Below are 18,377 nucleotides of genomic sequence, written 5' to 3'. Positions count from 1 at the left end.
GCTCCCCGGGAGTCGGAACTGAATTTCTCAGTCCAACTTCCGGGGAGCAGTTCAGCGAAGGGGGCCTTCCTTACAAGCCCGGCCGGGCTGCCGGGTCAGTCCTCGTGCTTGACCTTGTGCAGCCGGGTCACCACGGTGGGGCAAGGAACGTTCAGCAACACGGCATGGGCCGTGGAACCGAGCACCAGCCTGGAGAAGCCGCCGCGGCCGCGGCTGCCGACAACCAGCAGCCGCGCCTCGCGGGCAAGGTCAACAAGGGCCTTCGCTGGCTCGGTGTCGGTTTCGAGACGCTGGTGGACTATCAGGTCCGGGTACTTGTCCCCAAGGCCCGCCACCGATTCGGCCAGCACAATCCGGTCCTCTTCAACGATCGTCTCCGCGAGCCCGCTTTCGGGCAGCTGGTGTTCCACCCAGCGGGCCGGGCTGCGGAAGGCCAGGACCACGGTCAGCTCGTCGCCGCCGCGGTCGGCTTCGGCGGCGGCGAATGCCACTGCCTGGAGCGACTCTTCCGATCCGTCCACGCCGACCACCACGCCGTGGTTCCCGGTGCCGCGCTGGCTCGGGACGACCGCGACCGGGCTGTCCGAGGCGCTCACGATCTGGAGGGCGCGGTCCGTCATCGGCCCGCCGTCCATCCAGTGTTTATCGTGGCCGCCGACGACGACCATGGACGCGTCCTTGGACGCTTCCCGGAGCGCCGAACCGGGGCTTCCGTGCCGCAACTGGACGTCAACGTCCACGTCGGGGGCCTGGTTCTTCGCATTGGCCTTGGCCTTCTCCAGCAGTTCCATCCCGGATTCGCGGATGAGCTCGTGGTACTGGAAGTCCGGCGACATCCAGCGGTCGTCCACGGCGTGGACGCATATGACCGGGAGTTTCTGCCGGGCAGCGCGTTCGAGCGCCCACGCCAGCGCGGCCTCGCTGCCCGCCGAACCGTTGATGCCGACGACGATTGGTTTACTCATGCTGAATCCTGCTCTTTTCCATAGCGTGAACGTGTACGTGACCTCAACGGTGATCCCGGCAGCGCACCGTTCTGTGACCACTGCTAAGACCGCGGCGGAGACCGTTGCTGGCGGCCGCTGCACTCCGGCATGACTCTCCGGCAGCACCGAGGCTCTGCCGACACTTCAGTGTGCCCCGGCCCCCGGTGGCGGGTTAGGGCCTTAAGCCCCACACAACCGGCTCAGAAGCCGGTCGGTTCGGTCTCGAATTCGGGCTCCCGGGGCGGCCCTTCATGATGCACCGGGCGCAGCGCGGCCGTATCCTCGAGCCAGATCAGGGCGTCGTAACGCTCCCCCATCCGGGTCGGGACGTAGTTCCCCTGCTCCCGCTCCGGGTGGTAGACCACCCCGATCGCCCGGTGGCCGAGCCAGGTCGAGAGCCACGGCCCGGTCCGGTCGTCGCCGAACTCCAGCACCGCCGGCTCGCCCAGCGCCTCGTGCAGGAAATCCTCGTGGCTGCCCGGGCGCGCCGCGGGCACGGGCAGGATCCGCTCCGGTGTCCCCCACGAGTCGGCGGCGATGACCGCGCCGCGGTGGGCGGCGAAGCCGACCAGCAGGACGCCGTCCAGCGCGTGCCGCTCCCGCAGCAGCTGGCCGACGTTGACCAGGCCGTCCCGCGCCATGTCGGTGGCACGCGCATCCCCGACATGGGTGTTGTGCTCCCAGATGATGCCCTTGGATGCTGCGCCCAGGTGCCGGCTCAGCCGGTCGATCGTGTCCGCCATGTGGTGGTCCCGGACGTTCCAGGACTGCCGGTCGCCGCGGACCATGATCCGGTAGTAGTGCTCGGCGTTGGCCGCGACCTCGGCGTTCTGGACGGCGTCGAACGCTTCCTCGTCGTGGTCGCCCGGGGTGAACACGCGGCTCCGCACTTCGCTGAGCAGGGCCACGACGTCGGCCTCGCAGGAGTTCGGGACCAGCCGCGTGCTCCAGGCGTACTGGTGCGGGTCCTCATGGTGCGGCAGGAAGCACTGCCAGGCCCGCATCGCGGCGGGCACGGCGTCGGGGACGTGTTCCTCGAGCCAGGCGATGATCTCGCGCAGCGAGTCCCAGAGCGAATAGACGTCCAGGCCGTAGAAGCCGACCCGTTCCGGCAGCGGCCGGTGGGAGTTCCAGGTGCGCAGCCAGTCCAGGAAGCCGGCCACTTCCTCGTTCGCCCACATCCAGGTGGGCCAGCGCTGGAACCCCGCGAGGAGCGCATGGACGCCCTGGTCCTGCCCGGTTTGACCCCGGACCCACTGGTTGAGCCGCCAGCAGTCGGGCCAGTCCCCTTCCACACCGATCCAGGTGTAGCCCTGTTCCTCGATCAGCCGGCGGCTGAGCGTGGCCCGCCAGGTGTAGAACTCGTGGGTGCCGTGCGAGGCTTCCCCGATCGCCGTGAAGCGGCACTCCGCGGCGCGCCGGACCAGCCCGTCCAGGTCCCGTTCGGTGCGGAGCGGCCGCGCGAGGGAATGGATCTCGCCCAGGACGGATGCCTTGGTGACGTTGCCCGGGTTCACCGCGGGTCCCCGATGTCGATCCGCTCCAGGTGCTCCGGGACCCTGGCCCGCCAGCCCAGTTCACGTTTAATCCGGACCCGCAGCGCGTCGGAGGATTCCGGCTCGCCGTGCGTAATGTACGTCATCCGCGGCGCCTCCGGTGCGGCCTTCATCCAGTTGATCAGTCCGTCCGTGTCCGCGTGCGCGGACAGGTTCTCCATCTGGATGACCTCGGCCCGGATTTTGACGTCTTCGCCGTAGATCCGGACCTCACGCTCCCCCGCGGCGAGCGAGGCGCCGCGGGTGCCGCCGGCCTGGTAGCCGCTGAGGATGATGGCGTTTTGGGGGTCGGGCCCGTATGCGGCGAGGTGGTGCAGGATCCTGCCGCCGGTGAGCATGCCGCTGGCGGAGATGATGATCATCGGCCCGCCCCGGAGGTTCAGCAGCTTGGAGTCGTCCACGCTGCGCGTGAGCTTGGCGATGCTGTACATGTGCTCGTATTCGTCCCGTTTGAGCCGGTGCTCCTCGGGATGCCGCTGGTACATGTCCGAGGCGTCGATGGCCATCGGGCTGTTGAGGTACACCGGAATGTCCGGGATGGCGTTCTTGCGGCGGAGCCGGGACAGGTACAGCATGAGCGTCTCGGCCCGTCCCACGGCGAAGGCGGCGAACATCACCACCCCGCCGCGCTTGGCGACCCGCGTGATGATCTCCCCGAGCTGCTGTTCAGGATCCACGGTGGAGTGCCTGCGGTTGCCGTAGGTGGACTCCGTGACAAGCACGTCCACGGCGCCCAGCGGCCGGGGCGGGAACATGAACGGATCATCGTCGCGGCCCAGGTCGCCGGTGAAGTGCACCGACTGGGAGCCGAACCTGACGTGGACCTGCGCCGCCCCCAGGATGTGGCCGGCAGGAACGAAAGTCATTTCCATTCCGCCGCCAAGATCCAGCGGGTCGTCGAAGTCGCGGATCTTGAAGCTGTTCAGCGACTTGACGGCGTCCGCGGCGGTGTAGAGCGGCAGCGCCGGGCTGTGCCGGGTGGATCCGCGGTGCGTCGCGTAACGTGCCTCTTCTTCCTGGAGGTAGCCGCTGTCCGGCAGGATCAGCTTGCACAGCTCGGTGGTCCCGTCAGTGGCGTACACCGGCCCGGCGAAGCCGTCCCGGACCAGCGCCGGGACGTAGCCGGTGTGGTCCAGGTGCGCATGGGTGAGGACGACGGCGTCGAGCGAGCGGGGCGGCACCGGGAAAGGCATGCGGTTGCGCTCGCGGCTGCGTTTGTAGCCCTGGAACAGCCCGCAGTCGACCAGCACCCGGCGTCCGCCGGCTTCGAGCAAGTAGCGGGATCCGGTCACGGTGTCCGTTGCACCGAAGAACCGGAGGGTCGGCTGCTCGTGTTTCATGGTGCTTCCGTTCCCGAGTCCGTCACCCCCACCTTCCGCGCAATCCGGGCCCCCACCTAGGGCCAAAAGTCACGGGCGGCGGCCGGCAGCGGGCAAGGTACGGGCGGGGCGGCGGGGCCCGCACCGGTAGGCTTTTTCCGGCAGGCTCTCCGGGCAGGCCTTCGGGCGGGGAGGGAAACCGGACTCCGCCATTCCCAGTGGCAAGGACAACGCATGAACAAGAAATCGCTCCCAGGCGCCCCGGTTCCCGGACTCCCCTGGGCGGACCGTCCGTGGACGAAGCACTACAGCCCGGGAGTCCCCGCCGACCTCAAGCTGCCCAACGGTTCCCTGGTGGACTTGATGGATTCCTCCGTCCGGCGCTTCGGAAGCAAGACGGCGCTGGAGTTCTTCGGGGCTACGACCAGCTACCGGGAACTCGGGACACTGATCAGCCGGGCGGCCGCCGGCCTGAAGAAACTGGGCGTGAAAGCCGGTGACCGGGTTGCCCTGGTGCTGCCGAACTGCCCCCAGCACGTGATCGCCTTCCACGCCGCGTTGCGGCTCGGCGCCGTCGTGGTGGAGCACAACCCGCTGTACACGGACCGTGAACTGCGCCACCAGTTCGAGGACCACGGCGCCGCCGTCGCCATCGTCTGGGACAAGGCGGTGGACCGGGTGCTGCAACTGCCGGCCGACGTCGGGCTGCGTAGCATCGTCTCGGTCGGGCTGATTCCCGCGATGCCGCTGGCCAAGCGGCTCGCACTGCGGCTGCCGCTGCCGGCGGCCCGGAAGGCACGGGCCGCCCTGGCCGCCGGCAAGCCCGCCCCCCGGGCCCACACGGGCGGTGCGCCTCGCAGGGTCCTGCCGTGGCACGACCTCCTTGACGCGGGCGAACTGAAGAAACGGCACCCGCGCCCGGCGCCGGAGGACCTGGCAGTGCTGCAGTACACGAGCGGCACCACCGGAGCGCCGAAGGGCGCCATGCTCACGCACGCGAACCTGCAGGCCAACGCCGCCCAGGGACGGGCCTGGGTTCCGGGGCTCAAGGACGGGCGCGAAACCGTGTACGCGGTGCTGCCCATGTTCCACGCCTACGGCCTGACGCTGTGCATGACCTTCGCCCTGAGCATCGGCGCGCGGCTGGTGCTCTTCCCCAAGTTCGACGTCGACCTGGTGCTCAAGGCGTACCGGAAGTCTCCGGCGACCTTCCTGCCGGCGGTCCCTCCGATCTACGACCGGATCGCGGCCGCGGCGGCACGGCGGGGCATCAGCCTCAAGGGCATCCGGTTCTCCATTTCCGGGGCCATGAACCTGCCGGCCGCCACCGTGGAAACCTGGGAGAAAGCAACCGGCGGCTACCTGATCGAAGGCTACGGGCTCACCGAGACCTCACCCATCTCAATAGGCAACCCGTTCGGCCCGAGCCGCAAACCGGGCACGGTGGGCGTCCCGTTCCCGCTCACCGACATCCGCGTCGTGGATCCGCAGAACGTGAGGATCGACCGGGCACCGGGCGAGGCTGGCGAGCTGCTGATCCGCGGACCCCAGGTCTTCGCCGGCTACTGGAACCGGCCGCAGGAAACCGAGGAGGCACTGCTGGAGGGCGGCTGGTTCCGCACCGGCGACATCGTCTCGGTGGACAAGGACTACTTCGTCACCATCCGGGACCGGATCAAGGAGCTGATCATCACCGGCGGCTTCAACGTCTCACCGACCGAGGTGGAGGACGTCCTCGCCGAATACCCCGGCGTCGCCGACGTCTCCGTGGTGGGCCTGCCCCGGCCCGGCGGCGGCGAAGATGTCGTGGCCGCCGTTGTACCCGCCCCGGGGGGCACCCTCGATACCGGCGCCCTGCTGGACTTCGCGCGCGGGCAGCTGGCGGCTTATAAGGTACCCCGCCGTGTTGCGGTCCTGGACGTGCTGCCGCGCTCGCTGATCGGCAAGGTCCTGCGCCGCGAGATCCGGGACATGCTGGCGGCCGGCCGCTGACGGAGGAGGGCCAGCTGCCGGGTCGCTGGGAACCCGGCAGCCAGCGGTCCCATCTCATGCGTCCGGGACGCGGCCCCTGGCAGTTCTGCCGCGGCTCGACGTCGGCGGTCGGATGACGCGCTTCTGTCTGCGGACGCTGATGGTGGTGCCAGCATCCGGGACGGGCCTTGGGAAAATCTGGAATCCGGTCGCCGTAGGCGCCTGCCATTTGCTTGCGGCGCTCCGGGCAAGCTGATAGGCCTGTCATGAGAGGGCAGGTAGGGTGCCTAGAGGTAGTTGTGCCGGCCGCCGGGCTACCGGCGGCGTCTGCAGAAGGGAAGTTGTCGTGACTCGTAAGACTCCGCGCGTTGAAGAAGAGAACGAAAAGGACCTGGAGGTCGGCGACGGGCCGAAGCACTGGGCCGCCGGCGTCCCGGGCGTCTACCACTCCATGAAGCCTGCCATCGAGCAGATGGGGCTGAACCGCACGCGCAAGACGGTCATGAAGATGAACCAGAAGGACGGCTTCGACTGCCCGAGCTGCGCGTGGCCGGATCCGCATCACCGCAAGGCCTTCGAATTCTGCGAGAACGGCGCCAAGGCTGTCACCTGGGAGGCGACTCCGGTGGTCATCCCGACGTCGTTCTGGGCGGAGCACTCGGTGAGTGAACTCCGCAACCGCTCGGACTACTGGCTGGGCATGCAGGGCCGGCTGACCGAGCCGGTCTACAAGCCCAGCGGCGAGGACCACTACAAGCCGATCAGCTGGGACGAGGCCATCCGGATCATCACGGAAAAGCTCAGGGGCCTTGACTCCCCGGATGAGGCCTCCTTCTACACCAGCGGCCGCACCTCCAACGAGGCTGCCTTCCTGTACCAGCTGCTGGTCCGCGGCTACGGCACCAACAACCTGCCGGACTGCTCCAACATGTGCCACGAGTCCTCCGGCTGGGCGATGGGCCAGACCATCGGCATCGGCAAGGCCACGGTCAACTTCGACGATTACGCCGACGCTGACCTGATCATCATCATGGGCCAGAACCCGGGCACCAACCATCCGCGCATGCTCACCGAGCTGGAGAACTGCAAGCACAACGGCGGCGAGATCGTCGCCGTCAACCCGCTCCCCGAGGCCGGGCTGCACCGCTACAAGAACCCGCAGAAGGTCAAGGGCATCATCGGTCGCGGCACGTCCATCGCCGACCAGTTCCTGCACATCCGGATCGGCGGGGACATGGCCCTGCTGCAGGCCGTCTCCAAGCGGGTGCTCGACGCCGAGGCGAAGAACCCCGGCACCGTCCTGGACCACGCCTTCCTCGCCGAGCACTGCGAAGGGCTCGAAGAGCTCAAGGAGCACCTGGCCCTGCTGGACGAGCAAGCGGTGCTGGAGGCGACCGGGCTGCGCACCGAGGAGATCGACGAGCTTGCCGCCCGCTACCTGAAGGCCGACAAGGTCATCATCACCTGGGCCATGGGGATCACGCAGCAGAAGAAGGGCGTGGCCACGATCAAGGAGATCATCAACCTGCTCCTGCTGCGCGGCAACATGGGCAAGCCCGGCGCGGGCGCGTCACCGATCCGCGGCCACAGCAACGTGCAGGGCGACCGCACCATGGGCATCTGGGAACAGATGCCGCAGTCGTTCATGGAAGCCCTGGGCGAAGAATTCGACTTCGAACCGCCCCGCGAGCACGGCGTGGACGCGGTCGAGACCATCAACAAGATGCAGGAAGGCGAGATCAAGGTGTTCATGGCGATGGGCGGCAACTTCGTCGGCGCCATTTCCGACACCAACGCCGCGGAGGCGGCCGTAGCGGGGACGGAGATGTCCATCCAGGTCTCCACCAAGCTCAACCGCTCGCATGTGGTGACGGGCGCCGAAGCCCTGATCCTGCCCACCATGGGCCGGAGCGAGATCGACATCCAGGAATCCGGCGAGCAGTTTGTCTCGGTCGAGGACACGGTCTGCGCGGTCCACCCCTCGTGGGGCAGCGTGGAGCCCGTTTCGCACCACCTGCTCTCCGAACCGGCCATCCTCAGCCGGCTCGGCAAAGCCCTCGTCGGCGACAAGATCAAGGCGGACTGGGACGGCTACGAGAAGAACTACGACCTGATCCGGGACCACATCTCGCGGGTGGTGGGCGGCTGCAAGGACTACAACACCAGGATCCGCCAGGAAGGCGGCTTCATCCTTGAGAACGGACCCCGGGACTCGCGCACCTTCCCGACGCCGACCGGCAAGGCCGTGCTCACGGTGAACGAACTCGAACACGTGGAGCGGCCGGAGGGCACCCTGATCCTGCAGAGCATGCGCTCGCACGACCAGTTCAACACCACTATCTACGGCCACAACGACCGCTACCGGGGCATCAAGAAGGGCCGCCACGTGGTGTTCGTGAATCCGGAGGACCTGGACGAGCTGGGCCTGGCCGACGGGCTGTTCGTGGACATCCACGGCCAGTACCAGGACGGCGTCGAGCGCGTGCTGCGCAAGTTCCGCGTTGTCTCCTACCCGACGGCCCGGGGCTGCGCCGCCGCGTACTACCCGGAGGCCAACGTGCTGGTGCCACTGAACCACACGGCAGAGGGCAGCAACACGCCGATCTCGAAGGCCGTCATCGTGCGCCTCGAGCCGAGCCTGGACCAGTCGCCGGACAGCCCGGCCCGGCTCCACAGCGCCCCGGGAGTCACGGCGCAGGTCTAGCCTCCATGCCTACGCTCTAACCACGAGCAGGCCGCGCCCCCAACGGGGACGCGGCCTGCTCGCTTTTCGGTGTTGCTCCGGTACTACTGGGCCCGCTTGGCCCAGCCCTTCTCATCCGGGCCGCCGGCCTCGCCGTGTTCGCACAGCTCGATGACCTTGTTGGACGCGGCGTGCACCGCCTCCTGGGTGCTCTTCCGGCCGTTGGTGGATGCCGTCCCGGCGGCGTAGCCGACTATGAACGCGCTGATGGCATCCGCGTGCGGTCCGACGGCCTTCAGCGATTCGTCGGCAACCTCCACGATCTTCTCGTGGTCCACTTCCAGGTCCAGGATCTGCAGGGCCTGGATCAAGCGGGCGCTCCAGTGCCGCAGCGAGCTGTCTTCGTCTCGGGGCAAGGTCATGTGCTACTCCTCATCGTCGGGTGCTTCGGTGGATCGGCTATCCCTCAAGGGGTAGCACCGATTCCGGCCAATGTGCAACGCGACACAGCCGCTCACCGCCAAGTCGTTGGCTTCCCCGGCCCTCAGCTCCAGAGGGCAACGTGGAACTTCGAGCCGCGGCGCTCCAGCCCGCGCGAACCGCCGCGGGCGACCATTGCCGCCGTGGCGTCGGCCGTGCCGACGAAGCGCTTCAAAGTTTGGGCCATGGTGGTGGTCCTATGCTGGTCCAGCGTGCTGGCCCACCACAAGCCGGGCACAGGGGTTCCGACGACTGGCAGGCGCACCAGCATGCCGTCGGCGACTTCGGCCTGAACAATGTGCCCCAAGGCCAGCATGGTTCCCTCCCCCGCCCGCACGGCCGCTAGGGCATCGGTCTCGCTGCTGAGCCTGATGATCTCCGGCGCGATGCCGAGGCCCGCGAGCCAGCGACCCTCCTCCGAACTCTCCAGGATGCCCGCGGGACCGGCGAACCAGGGCCTGCCCAACAGCCGTTCCGCGGCGAGCGGGCCGTGCGCCCGCCCCAGGGGGTCGGCCGGGGCCGCCACAAAGACCCGCTGGTAGCGGAGGAACGGCACGGATACCAGGCCGGGGATGGAAGCGGGACTGCCGGCGGGCGCGGGCGGCCTGGCACCCAGGGCGATGTCGTAGGCGCGCTCCAGCAGGAGCCCGGCCAGGTCCTCTGCCACTACGACGACGACGTCCACCGAGGCGCCCGGGACCCGCTTGGTGAACAAGTCCAGTAGCCGGCCGGCAGCGTGCTCGGCAAATGGCGCGGTGGCCGCGATCTTCAGCCGGCCGGCGTCGTTCTTGGCGTTGCCGACCTCCCAGCGGGCCTGGTCGGCTAGACCGACGATTTCCTGCGCATAGTCCGCCAGGGCCCGGCCGCCGGGCGTCAGGGTGATCCCACCCGAGGCCCGCACAAACAAGGGGTCGCCCAGGTCCTGCCGGAGCGCCGCGAGGGCCGCCGACACGGCGGGCTCGCTCACCCCCAGGGCGGCCGCGGCGGCGTGAAGGGAGCCCAGGCGCGCGACCAGCGCGAACGTCCGCAGCTGGCCCAACGTCATCGACACGGCTTCATAACCTTTCGCTTATGACGATGTTGACACCCTCGTCGGGGCGGGGCAAGACTTGCGTTAAATCGGCGCCGGGCGACGTTGCCCGCGCCTTGGAGTGAGGTGGGACTATGCAGATTCCGGCTCCATTCGACTACGTTCGGGCCACCACGGTGGAGAACGCGCTCGAACTTCTGGCACGCCACGGTCCCGAGTCGCGGGTCATCGCCGGCGGCCACAGCCTGATTCCGATGATGAAGCTCAGGCTTTCCCGGCCCGAATGGCTGATCGACATCAACGACCTCTTCGAACTCGACTTCATCCTGCGCGACGGCGGGGAACTGCGCATCGGCGCGCTGACCCGCCACAGCACACTGCTGGAATCAGACGAGATCGCCCGGCTGTTCCCGATCGTCCGGGACGCCGAGCTGGTGATCGCGGACCCGGTGGTCCGCAACCGCGGCACCATCGGCGGCTCACTCTGCCAGGCCGACCCGGCCGAGGACCTCTCCACGGTGTGCGACGTCCTGGGCGCCGTCGCCGTGGTCCGCGGTCCCGGCGGCGAACGCAGCCTGGCCATGCAGGATTTCCACCGCGGCCCCTACCAGACCGCCGTCGGCCAGGACGAGCTGCTGTGCGAGGTCCGCATCCCCATCAAGGCCCGCTCCGGTAGCGCCTACGAGAAGGTGGAGCGGCGCGTGGGCGACTGGGCCGTCGGGGCCGCGGGTGCGTCCGTGACCCTCGCGGAAGACGGCAGCATCGCCGATGCCGCCGTCGGGCTGACCGCACTCGGCCTGGAGCACACCATCACCGAAGCGGCCGGACTGCTGCGCGGCAAGCGCCCCGCCGAGGAGCTGTTCGCCGACGCCGGCCGGCTGGCCGCCGAGGCCTGCGACCCGGTGGCGGACCAGCGCGGACCGGTCGACTACAAACGGCACCTGGCCGACGAACTCACCCGGCGCGTCCTGCGGCAGGCCTGCGCGCGCGCCGCCCAGCCAGCCGCACAGACACAGGAAGGCTGAAGCGCATGCAGATCAGCATGACCGTGAACGGCAACGAAGTTACGTCCGAGATTGAACCGCGCGTGCTCCTGGTCCACTACATCCGCGAGGTGCTCGGACTGACCGGCACCCACTGGGGCTGCGACACGAGCAACTGCGGAACCTGCGTGGTCCTAATGGACGGCCAGCCGGTGAAGTCCTGCACCGTCCTCGCGGCGATGGCTGCCGGGCACGACATCCGCACCGTCGAGGGGCTCGCCGCCGGGACCACGCTCGACCCCGTGCAGCAGGGCTTCATGGAGGAACACGGGCTGCAGTGCGGCTTCTGCACCCCGGGCATGATGCTCACCGCGCGCGCCCTGCTGGATAAGAACCCGCACCCCGACGACGGCGAGATCCGGCAGGCCATCTCCGGTCAGATTTGCCGGTGCACCGGCTACGCGACGATCGTCCGCTCGGTGCAGTGGGCGGCGGCCCATCCGGCGGCCGCCGGCGGGGGCGAAGGGGCCGACGAGGTCCTCGACGGCACCGACACCGTGGTGGCGGACGTCGCCACGGAAACCGAAGACTCAGAGGTGAAGGCATGACCGTCATCCATGAGCGGGAGAGCAACCCCGCTGCCGGCGACGCGGACCGGCCGATCGGCTACGGCCGCATCCAGCGCAAGGAGGACCCCCGCTTCGTCCGCGGCAAGGGCCACTACATCGACGACCTCGTGCTGCCCGGCATGCTGCACGGCGCGATCCTGCGTGCCCCGGTGGCGCACGCCCGGCTCGTGTCGATCGACACCACCAACGCCCTGGCGCACCCCAAGGTCCTCGCCGTCATCACCGGCAAGGATCTGGAGGGCCTCAAGCTCGCCTGGGCGCCGACACTCTCCGCCGACGTCCAGGCCGTGCTGGTCACGGATAAGGTCCGGTTCCAGGGCCAGGAGGTCGCGTTCGTGGTGGCCGAGGACCGGTACGCCGCCCGCGACGCGCTGGAACTGATCGACGTCGAATACGATGTGCTGCCGCCGCTGGTCGACGCGCGCAAGGCCCTCGACGCCGACGCCCCGCTCATCCGGGACGAAATTGAAGGCCGGACGGACAACAAGATCTTCGACTGGGAGATGGGGGACGCGGCCGAGACCGACGCCGTGTTCGCAAGCGCCGACGTCGTGGTCAGCCAGGAGATGGTGTACCCCCGCGTGCACCCCGCCCCGATGGAGACCTGCGGCGCCGTGGCCGACTTTGATGCCGTCAACGGCAAACTGACCCTGTACGAGACGACGCAGGCCCCGCACGCGCACCGCACGCTGTTCGCGATCGTGGCCGGCATCCCGGAGCACAAGATCCGGATCGTGTCGCCGGACATCGGCGGCGGCTTCGGCAACAAGGTCGGCATCTACCCCGGCTACATCCTCGCCGTGGTCGGCTCCATCGTCACCGGCCGACCGGTCAAGTGGGTGGAGGACCGCTCGGAGAACCTGATGTCCACCTCCTTCGCCCGCGATTACATCATGCAGGGCGAAATCGCCGCGACCAAGGACGGCAAGATCCTGGCCCTGCGCACCAACGTGCTGGCAGACCACGGCGCCTTCAACGCCACCGCCCAGCCCACCAAGAACCCGGCCGGATTCTTCTCCATCTTCACCGGCAGCTACGACCTGCAGGCCGCCCACTGCAAGGTGACCGGCGTCTACACCAACAAGGCACCCGGCGGCGTTGCCTACGCCTGCTCCTTCCGCGTCACCGAGGCCGTGTACCTCGTGGAGCGGATGGTCGACATCCTGGCCCGGAAGCTGGAGATGGACCCCGCGGAGCTGCGGCTGAAGAACTTCATCAAGCCGGAGCAATTCCCCTACGCCAACAAGACCGGCTGGGTCTATGACTCGGGCAACTACGAGGCGGCCATGCGGCTGTCCATGCAGCTGGCCGGCTACGAGGACCTGCGGCGCGAACAGCTTCAGAAGCGCGCCAAGGGCGAGCTGATGGGCATCGGAATCTCCTTCTTCACCGAAGTCGTCGGCGCCGGGCCGCGCAAGCACTTCGACATCGTCGGCCTCGGCATGGCCGACGGCGCCGAGCTCCGGGTGCACCCCACCGGCAAGGCCGTCGTGCGGCTGTCCGTGCAAAGCCAGGGCCAGGGCCACGAAACTACCTTCGCCCAGATCGTCGCGGAGGAACTCGGCATCCCGCCGGAGAACATCGACGTCGTCCACGGCGACACGGACCAGACGCCGTTCGGGCTGGGCACCTACGGGAGCCGCTCGACGCCGGTCAGCGGCGGCGCGGTGGCGCTCGTGGCGCGCAAGGTACGCGAGAAGGCGAAGTTGATCGCCGCGGCCATGCTGGAGACCCGCCCGGAGGACCTTGAATGGGAAAAGGGCCGCTGGTTCGTGAAGGGCGATCCCACCGCCGGGAAGACCATCGAGGACATCGCGATGGCCGCCCACGGCACCATGACCCTGCCCGAGGGCGTCGACGGCAACCTCGACGCGGAGGTCACCTACGACCCGCCCAACCTGACCTTCCCCTTCGGCGCCTACATCTGCGTCGTCGACGTCGACCCCGGCACCGGCCACGTTAAGGTGCGGCGCTTCATCGCGGTGGACGACTGCGGGACCCGGATCAACCCGATGATCATCGAAGGCCAGGTCCACGGCGGCCTGACCGACGGCGTCGGGATGGCCCTGATGGAGATCATCGAGTTCGACGCGGACGGCAACAACCTGGGCGGCTCCTTCATGGACTACCTGATCCCCACGGCCATGGAAGTCCCGGACTGGGAGACCGGGTTCACGGTCACACCATCACCGCACCACCCCATTGGCGCCAAGGGTATCGGCGAATCCGCCACGGTCGGCTCACCGCCGGCGATCGTGAACGCGGTGGTCGACGCGCTGGCGCCATTCGGCGTCGTGCACATGGACATGCCGTGCACGCCGGCCCGGGTCTGGGCCGCCATGCAGGGCCGGGCAACGCCGCCGATCTGAGATGACCACCGCCGCAGAAGCCGTCGCCGCCCGGGCCGGCGAACTCACCGCCCGCCGCGAACCGTTCGTGCACGCCACGGTGGTCCGCGCCCAGCATCCGACCAGCGCCCGCGCCGGGGACACCGCCCTGGTGCTGCCCGGCGGTGAGATCCAGGGCTTCGTCGGCGGGAACTGCGTTGAGTCCTCGGTTCGGGAGTACGGCCTGCAGGTGCTCTCCTCCGGGGAACCCCTGTTGCTGCGCGTCCTGCCCGGGGAACCATCCCGCCGGGCCGAGGAGGGCGCCGTCGAGGTGTCCAACCCGTGCCTGAGCGGCGGCGCGATCGAGATCTTCCTCCAGCCGCGCCTCCCAGCGCCCCGGGTGGTGGTGGTGGGGGCCGCGCCGGTGGCGCAGGCTCTCGCCGCGCTGGGGTCAGGGGTGGGTTTCGACGTCGAACTCGCCGACGGCGGGGCGGCCGAACCCCGCCCGGACGACGCCGCCCTGATCGTCGCCTCGCATGGCAAGGCCGAGGAGGGTGCCCTCGAAGCCGCGCTGCGCGCCGGCGTGCCCTACGTCGCCCTGGTGGCGAGCGAATCACGCGGCGCCGCCGTGCTGGACTCGCTCGACGTGGACGATGTACTGCGCTCCCGGGTGTACACCCCGGCCGGCCTGCAGCTGGGCGCCCGCACCCCCGGGGAAATCGCCCTGTCCATCCTCGCCCAGCTGGTCCAGGAGCGCGCCGCGGCACGGGCCGGCGCGCAGCACAGCGCCCAGGCCGGCGGGCAGAACAGCGCGCAGGCCGGCGGGGTTCCCGCGCCGTCCACCCCGCAACCGAAAACCGCGGTCGACCCCGTATGCGGCATGTCCGTGCCGGCGGTCGAATCGTCGCTGCAGCTCGAGCACAACGGCGTCACCGTGTACTTCTGCTCGCCCGGCTGCCGCGCGGCCTTCCGCAAGGACCCGGAGCGCTATGCCCTCAGCAGCTGAATCACCCCGCATGGCCGGCACCGCGGCCGTCATCCTGGCGGCCGGGGCGTCGGCGCGCCTGGGCCGACCCAAACAGCTGCTGCCCTTCGGGGACGGCGTGCTGCTGGACGCCGTCCTCGCGACGGCCCGGCGCTGCGGGTTCGCACAGACCGTCCTGGCGCTGGGCGGATCCGCCGCGGAGGTCCTCCGCGCCGTGGACACCACCGGCTGCGAGGTGGCGCTCAACCCCGACTATGGCGAGGGATGTTCGTCCTCGATCGCCGCGGCGATGGCCGTGCTGCGGCCTGGCACCGAGGCGGTGGTGCTGCTGCTGGGCGACCAGCCGGGGGTCCGGGCGGAGAGCGTGGCCCCGTTGTTGCGGGCGCTGGCCCGGGCCGACGGTCCCGGGGCGGCGGTATGCCGCTACGACGACGGCGTCGGCCATCCCCTCGCGTTCGGCCGGCCGCTGCTGCCGGACCTGGCGTCGCTGCACGGCGACAAGGCCGTGTGGAAGCTGCTGGAGCAGCGCGCGGACGACGTCGTCGAGGTTCCCACGCCGGGCAGCATCCCCCTCGACGTCGACACCGAGGAGGACTACCGGCGGGTGCTGGCCGAGCTGCAGGGGGCCGGGTGAACACGGCGGCCCGGACAGGGGCGGAGGAAGAGGTGCAGCGGAGGGTCCCCGACGTGGCCTCACTGATGGCAGCCCTGGACAAGCACGACTACCTGGCCGACACCGGGCTCGCCACCGCACTGTTCCTCGCGGTGCGCCTCCCCCAGCCCATCCTGCTCGAGGGTGAGGCCGGGGTGGGCAAAACGGAGGCCGCGAAGACGCTGGCGCTGCTGCTGGACACGCCGCTGTACCGGCTGCAGTGCTACGAGGGGATCGACGCGGGCGAGGCACTCTACGAGTGGAACCACCAGCGCCAACTGCTCGGCATCCGGCTGGCCGAGGCGCGCGACGCCGAGGTCAGCGAAGCCGAGCTGTTCGGCCCCCAATACCTGCTGCGCCGGCCACTGCTGCAGGCCATCGAACACCCGGGGCCGCGGCCGGCCGTGCTGCTGCTGGACGAGATCGACCGCGCCGACGCCGAGTTCGAGGCGTTCACCTTTGAGCTGCTCGCGGAGGCCTCGGTCACCATCCCGGAGCTGGGCACCATCCGCGCCACGCATCCGCCCATCGTGGTGCTGACCTCCAACCGCACCCGGGACCTGCACGACGCGCTGACCCGCCGCTGTCTCTACCACTGGATCGACTACCCCGGACCGGCCCGGATTGCCGAGATTGTGCGCCGCCGGGTGCCCGCCAGCAGCGGCCCGCTGGCGCTGCAGGCAGCTGCCGTGATCACGCGGCTGCGGACCCTGGACCTGGCCAAGCCGCCCGGGATTTCCGAGGCCATCGACTGGGTCTCGGCGCTCGCGGTGCTGGGCATCGAGCGGATCGACGCCGCGACGGCCGAACAGACCTGGGGTTCGATCGTGAAGAACCGCGACGATCTGGAGTTGGTGGGCTCCCGCGGGGCGGCCTGGCTGGTGGACGGCACCGATGGCTGAACCGATGCCGCCCTCGCGGCCCTCTTCGTTGACCGCCGGACCGCCGGCTGCCGGACCGCCGTCGGCCGGGCCGCCGTCCGTCGAGGCCGCCTCCCTGGCTGCGGCTTTCATCACGGCCCTGCGCGGCGCGGGCGTCACGTGCTCGCCGGACCGGGCCGCCCGGCTGGCGGTGGCACTCCGGTTGGTCCCGCCGACGTACCTCGAGCGGCTGTACTGGACCCTGCGGGTGGTGCTGGTCTCCAGCCGTGAGCAGTTGCCCGTGTTCGACGCCGTGTTTCGCGCCGTCTTCCGGGGTGGCTTCGATCCCGCCGCCGCGCTGGACCGCCACGCCGGCGAACCGGTACCGGTCCCGGCAGCGCCGCCTCCGGCGGACGGTTCGCGCACCCGGGCCGCCGCCCACACCGGACGCGAGACCGAGCCGGGCAGCACCGCCCGGCGGCCGCACCCCGTAGTGGCCGCGGGCCGGGACGCTGCCGGAGACCGGCAGGGGCCGGAGCGCGAGGCCATCCTCGCGATGGCGTCCACCGAAGAACACCTGCACGGGATGAACTTTGCCGACCTCACCGAGGCGGAAGCCGCCGAGATCCGCCGACTGGCCACCCGGATCCTGCTGGCAACACCCGTGCGCCTGAGCCGGCGTACGCGCAAGTCGCCGCACAGCAGCGCACGCCTGGACATCCGGGCCACCGTGCGGGCTGCCCGCCGCTCCGGCTCTGACTCCCCCAGGCTCCTGTACGCCCGGCGCCGCGAGCAAAGGCGCAAGCTGGTGCTGCTCTGCGATGTGTCCGGCTCGATGGAAGCGTATTCCCGGATCTTCCTCGCGCTGCTGCAGGGTGCCGTCACAAAGGCCGGGGCGGAGGCCTTCGTGTTCTCCACCAGGCTGACACGCCTGACCCGGCAACTGGCCCAACGCGACCAGGACCTGGCACTTGCGCAGGCGGCCGCCACCGCACCCGACTGGGCCAGCGGCACCAGGATCGCCGAGAGCCTCCGGCGCTTCGTGGACGAACACGGCCGGCGCGGCCTGGCGCGAGGGGCCGTGGTGGTGGTCTTCTCCGACGGCTGGGCGCAGGAAGATCCGGCGCAGATCGCGGCCCAGATGGCCCGGCTGCGCAGGCTCGCGCACCGGGTGGTCTGGGTGAACCCGCGGAAGGCAGCGCCGAACTATCAGCCGTTGGCTGGCGGGATCGCCGCCGCGCTGCCCTACTGCGACGCGTTCGTCAGCGGACACAGCTACACGGCGTTGGCAGAGTTGGCGGCGGCAATCCGCGGCGACGGCCCGCCCGAGCCGGGCGGACGCACAGTTGGAAGACAAGTGATCGCAAGTCAAGGGAGCAGCTAATGCAGATTGACAGCAGTTTCTCGGTGGTTGCACCGATCGGCAAGGTCTGGGACACGCTGATGGATTTCGAACGGGTGGCCGGTTGCCTTCCGGGTGCGCAGATCCTGAACAAGCTATCCGACGACGCCTACCAGGTGGGCATGACGGTGAAGCTCGGTCCGGTGAACATGCAGTACAAGGGCCTGCTCAATGTCCTGGAGCGGAACGCCGCCGAGCACCGGGCCGTACTCGGCGGCAAGGCACAGGAAACCCGCGGCCAGGGCACCGCGGAAGCGAAGGTCACACTGGCCCTGGCGGAGGAGGGGACCACGACGCGCGGAACCGTCAGTGCCGATCTAGCACTCTCCGGCAAGGCCGCGGCGATGGGCAAGAGCGTGATCGGCAGCGTCACCGAACAAATGATGGGACTCTTCGCCAGCAACCTGCAGGCCATGCTCGCCGAACCGGGTGCCGCGGAGTCCCCGACCGCGCCGGCCGCACCGGCGCCGGCAGCGTCGGCCGCCCCCGCACCGACGTCTGCCCCCGCTTCCGC

Annotated in this window: 15 protein-coding genes; 10 read left to right on the top strand and 5 right to left on the bottom strand. The window is 69.6% G+C overall.

Annotated elements, in window-relative coordinates; translation table 11 throughout:
* Positions 1-95: 95 nt before the first annotated feature.
* From HNO80_RS17425 to HNO80_RS17415, 3 genes are all read right to left on the bottom strand, one after another.
* The gene (locus HNO80_RS17425; protein ID WP_175324111.1) at positions 96-965 is read right to left on the bottom strand and encodes a universal stress protein; all 870 of its coding nucleotides are present in this window, start codon (positions 963-965) and stop codon (positions 96-98) included.
* 221 nt (positions 966-1,186) lie between these two features.
* Positions 1,187-2,503 carry an erythromycin esterase family protein gene (locus tag HNO80_RS17420; protein WP_175324110.1) on the bottom strand — a complete coding sequence of 439 codons (1,317 nt, stop codon included), beginning with the start codon at positions 2,501-2,503 and terminating at the stop codon, positions 1,187-1,189.
* A complete protein-coding gene (locus HNO80_RS17415; protein WP_175324109.1) occupies positions 2,500-3,882 on the bottom strand; it encodes an MBL fold metallo-hydrolase in 1,383 nt (460 codons plus the stop codon). Before HNO80_RS17415 ends, HNO80_RS17420 begins: the two co-directional genes overlap by 4 nt.
* A gap of 213 nt (positions 3,883-4,095) precedes the next feature.
* Here HNO80_RS17415 and HNO80_RS17410 point away from each other — a divergent pair, with 213 nt between their 5' ends.
* Positions 4,096-5,853: a long-chain-fatty-acid--CoA ligase gene (locus HNO80_RS17410; RefSeq protein ID WP_175324108.1), complete on the top strand. Its 1,758-nt coding sequence runs from the start codon at positions 4,096-4,098 to the stop codon at positions 5,851-5,853.
* A 325-nt stretch (positions 5,854-6,178) separates the two neighbouring features.
* The gene (locus HNO80_RS17405) at positions 6,179-8,536 is read left to right on the top strand and encodes an FdhF/YdeP family oxidoreductase (protein ID WP_175324107.1); all 2,358 of its coding nucleotides are present in this window, start codon (positions 6,179-6,181) and stop codon (positions 8,534-8,536) included.
* Between the two features lie 83 nt (positions 8,537-8,619).
* Here the strand turns inward: HNO80_RS17405 and HNO80_RS17400 are convergent, their stop codons facing one another.
* A complete protein-coding gene (locus tag HNO80_RS17400; RefSeq protein ID WP_175324106.1) occupies positions 8,620-8,937 on the bottom strand; it encodes a DUF6457 domain-containing protein in 318 nt (105 codons plus the stop codon).
* Positions 8,938-9,059: 122 nt separating this feature from the next.
* A complete protein-coding gene (locus tag HNO80_RS17395; RefSeq protein ID WP_175324113.1) occupies positions 9,060-10,040 on the bottom strand; it encodes a LysR family transcriptional regulator in 981 nt (326 codons plus the stop codon).
* 119 nt (positions 10,041-10,159) lie between these two features.
* Between HNO80_RS17395 and HNO80_RS17390 the strand changes: the two genes are divergently transcribed.
* The 8 genes from HNO80_RS17390 to HNO80_RS17355 form a co-directional block, all read left to right on the top strand.
* On the top strand, positions 10,160-11,050 hold the full coding sequence (locus HNO80_RS17390) for an FAD binding domain-containing protein (RefSeq protein ID WP_175324105.1): 891 nt from the start codon (positions 10,160-10,162) through the stop codon (positions 11,048-11,050).
* A gap of 5 nt (positions 11,051-11,055) precedes the next feature.
* Positions 11,056-11,616, top strand: a complete 561-nt coding sequence (locus HNO80_RS17385; protein WP_175324104.1) for a (2Fe-2S)-binding protein — start codon at positions 11,056-11,058, stop codon at positions 11,614-11,616.
* Positions 11,613-14,006 carry an aerobic carbon-monoxide dehydrogenase large subunit gene (locus HNO80_RS17380; protein WP_175324103.1) on the top strand — a complete coding sequence of 798 codons (2,394 nt, stop codon included), beginning with the start codon at positions 11,613-11,615 and terminating at the stop codon, positions 14,004-14,006. Before HNO80_RS17385 ends, HNO80_RS17380 begins: the two co-directional genes overlap by 4 nt.
* 1 nt (position 14,007) lies before the next feature.
* A complete protein-coding gene (locus HNO80_RS17375) occupies positions 14,008-14,970 on the top strand; it encodes an XdhC family protein (protein ID WP_175324102.1) in 963 nt (320 codons plus the stop codon).
* A complete protein-coding gene (locus HNO80_RS17370) occupies positions 14,954-15,583 on the top strand; it encodes a nucleotidyltransferase family protein (RefSeq protein WP_175324101.1) in 630 nt (209 codons plus the stop codon). The genes HNO80_RS17375 and HNO80_RS17370 overlap by 17 nt, the downstream gene beginning before the upstream one ends.
* Positions 15,580-16,503 carry an AAA family ATPase gene (locus tag HNO80_RS17365; protein WP_175324100.1) on the top strand — a complete coding sequence of 308 codons (924 nt, stop codon included), beginning with the start codon at positions 15,580-15,582 and terminating at the stop codon, positions 16,501-16,503. The genes HNO80_RS17370 and HNO80_RS17365 overlap by 4 nt, the downstream gene beginning before the upstream one ends.
* A complete protein-coding gene (locus tag HNO80_RS17360) occupies positions 16,496-17,845 on the top strand; it encodes a vWA domain-containing protein (RefSeq protein WP_249777428.1) in 1,350 nt (449 codons plus the stop codon). Before HNO80_RS17365 ends, HNO80_RS17360 begins: the two co-directional genes overlap by 8 nt.
* A partial coding sequence (locus HNO80_RS17355; RefSeq protein ID WP_175324099.1) for an SRPBCC family protein occupies positions 17,845-18,377 on the top strand: 533 nt, incomplete at its 3' end. The genes HNO80_RS17360 and HNO80_RS17355, both read left to right, overlap by 1 nt.

The sequence above is a fragment of the Arthrobacter sp. C9C5 genome, from assembly GCF_013359735.1.
Taxonomy (GTDB): domain Bacteria; phylum Actinomycetota; class Actinomycetes; order Actinomycetales; family Micrococcaceae; genus Arthrobacter.
Note: the sequence above shows the minus strand (reverse complement) of the source record. Positions and strands in the feature narration are given on the sequence as shown.

Coding starts and splice junctions, on each gene's coding strand:
- HNO80_RS17425 (WP_175324111.1), bottom strand. CDS start 965: ATGAGTAAACCAATCGTCGTCGGCATCAACGGTTCGGCGGGCAGCGAG.
- HNO80_RS17415 (WP_175324109.1), bottom strand. CDS start 3,882: ATGAAACACGAGCAGCCGACCCTCCGGTTCTTCGGTGCAACGGACACC.
- HNO80_RS17410 (WP_175324108.1), top strand. CDS start 4,096: ATGAACAAGAAATCGCTCCCAGGCGCCCCGGTTCCCGGACTCCCCTGG.
- HNO80_RS17400 (WP_175324106.1), bottom strand. CDS start 8,937: ATGACCTTGCCCCGAGACGAAGACAGCTCGCTGCGGCACTGGAGCGCC.
- HNO80_RS17395 (WP_175324113.1), bottom strand. CDS start 10,040: ATGACGTTGGGCCAGCTGCGGACGTTCGCGCTGGTCGCGCGCCTGGGC.
- HNO80_RS17390 (WP_175324105.1), top strand. CDS start 10,160: ATGCAGATTCCGGCTCCATTCGACTACGTTCGGGCCACCACGGTGGAG.
- HNO80_RS17385 (WP_175324104.1), top strand. CDS start 11,056: ATGCAGATCAGCATGACCGTGAACGGCAACGAAGTTACGTCCGAGATT.
- HNO80_RS17380 (WP_175324103.1), top strand. CDS start 11,613: ATGACCGTCATCCATGAGCGGGAGAGCAACCCCGCTGCCGGCGACGCG.
- HNO80_RS17375 (WP_175324102.1), top strand. CDS start 14,008: ATGACCACCGCCGCAGAAGCCGTCGCCGCCCGGGCCGGCGAACTCACC.
- HNO80_RS17370 (WP_175324101.1), top strand. CDS start 14,954: ATGCCCTCAGCAGCTGAATCACCCCGCATGGCCGGCACCGCGGCCGTC.
- HNO80_RS17360 (WP_249777428.1), top strand. CDS start 16,496: ATGGCTGAACCGATGCCGCCCTCGCGGCCCTCTTCGTTGACCGCCGGA.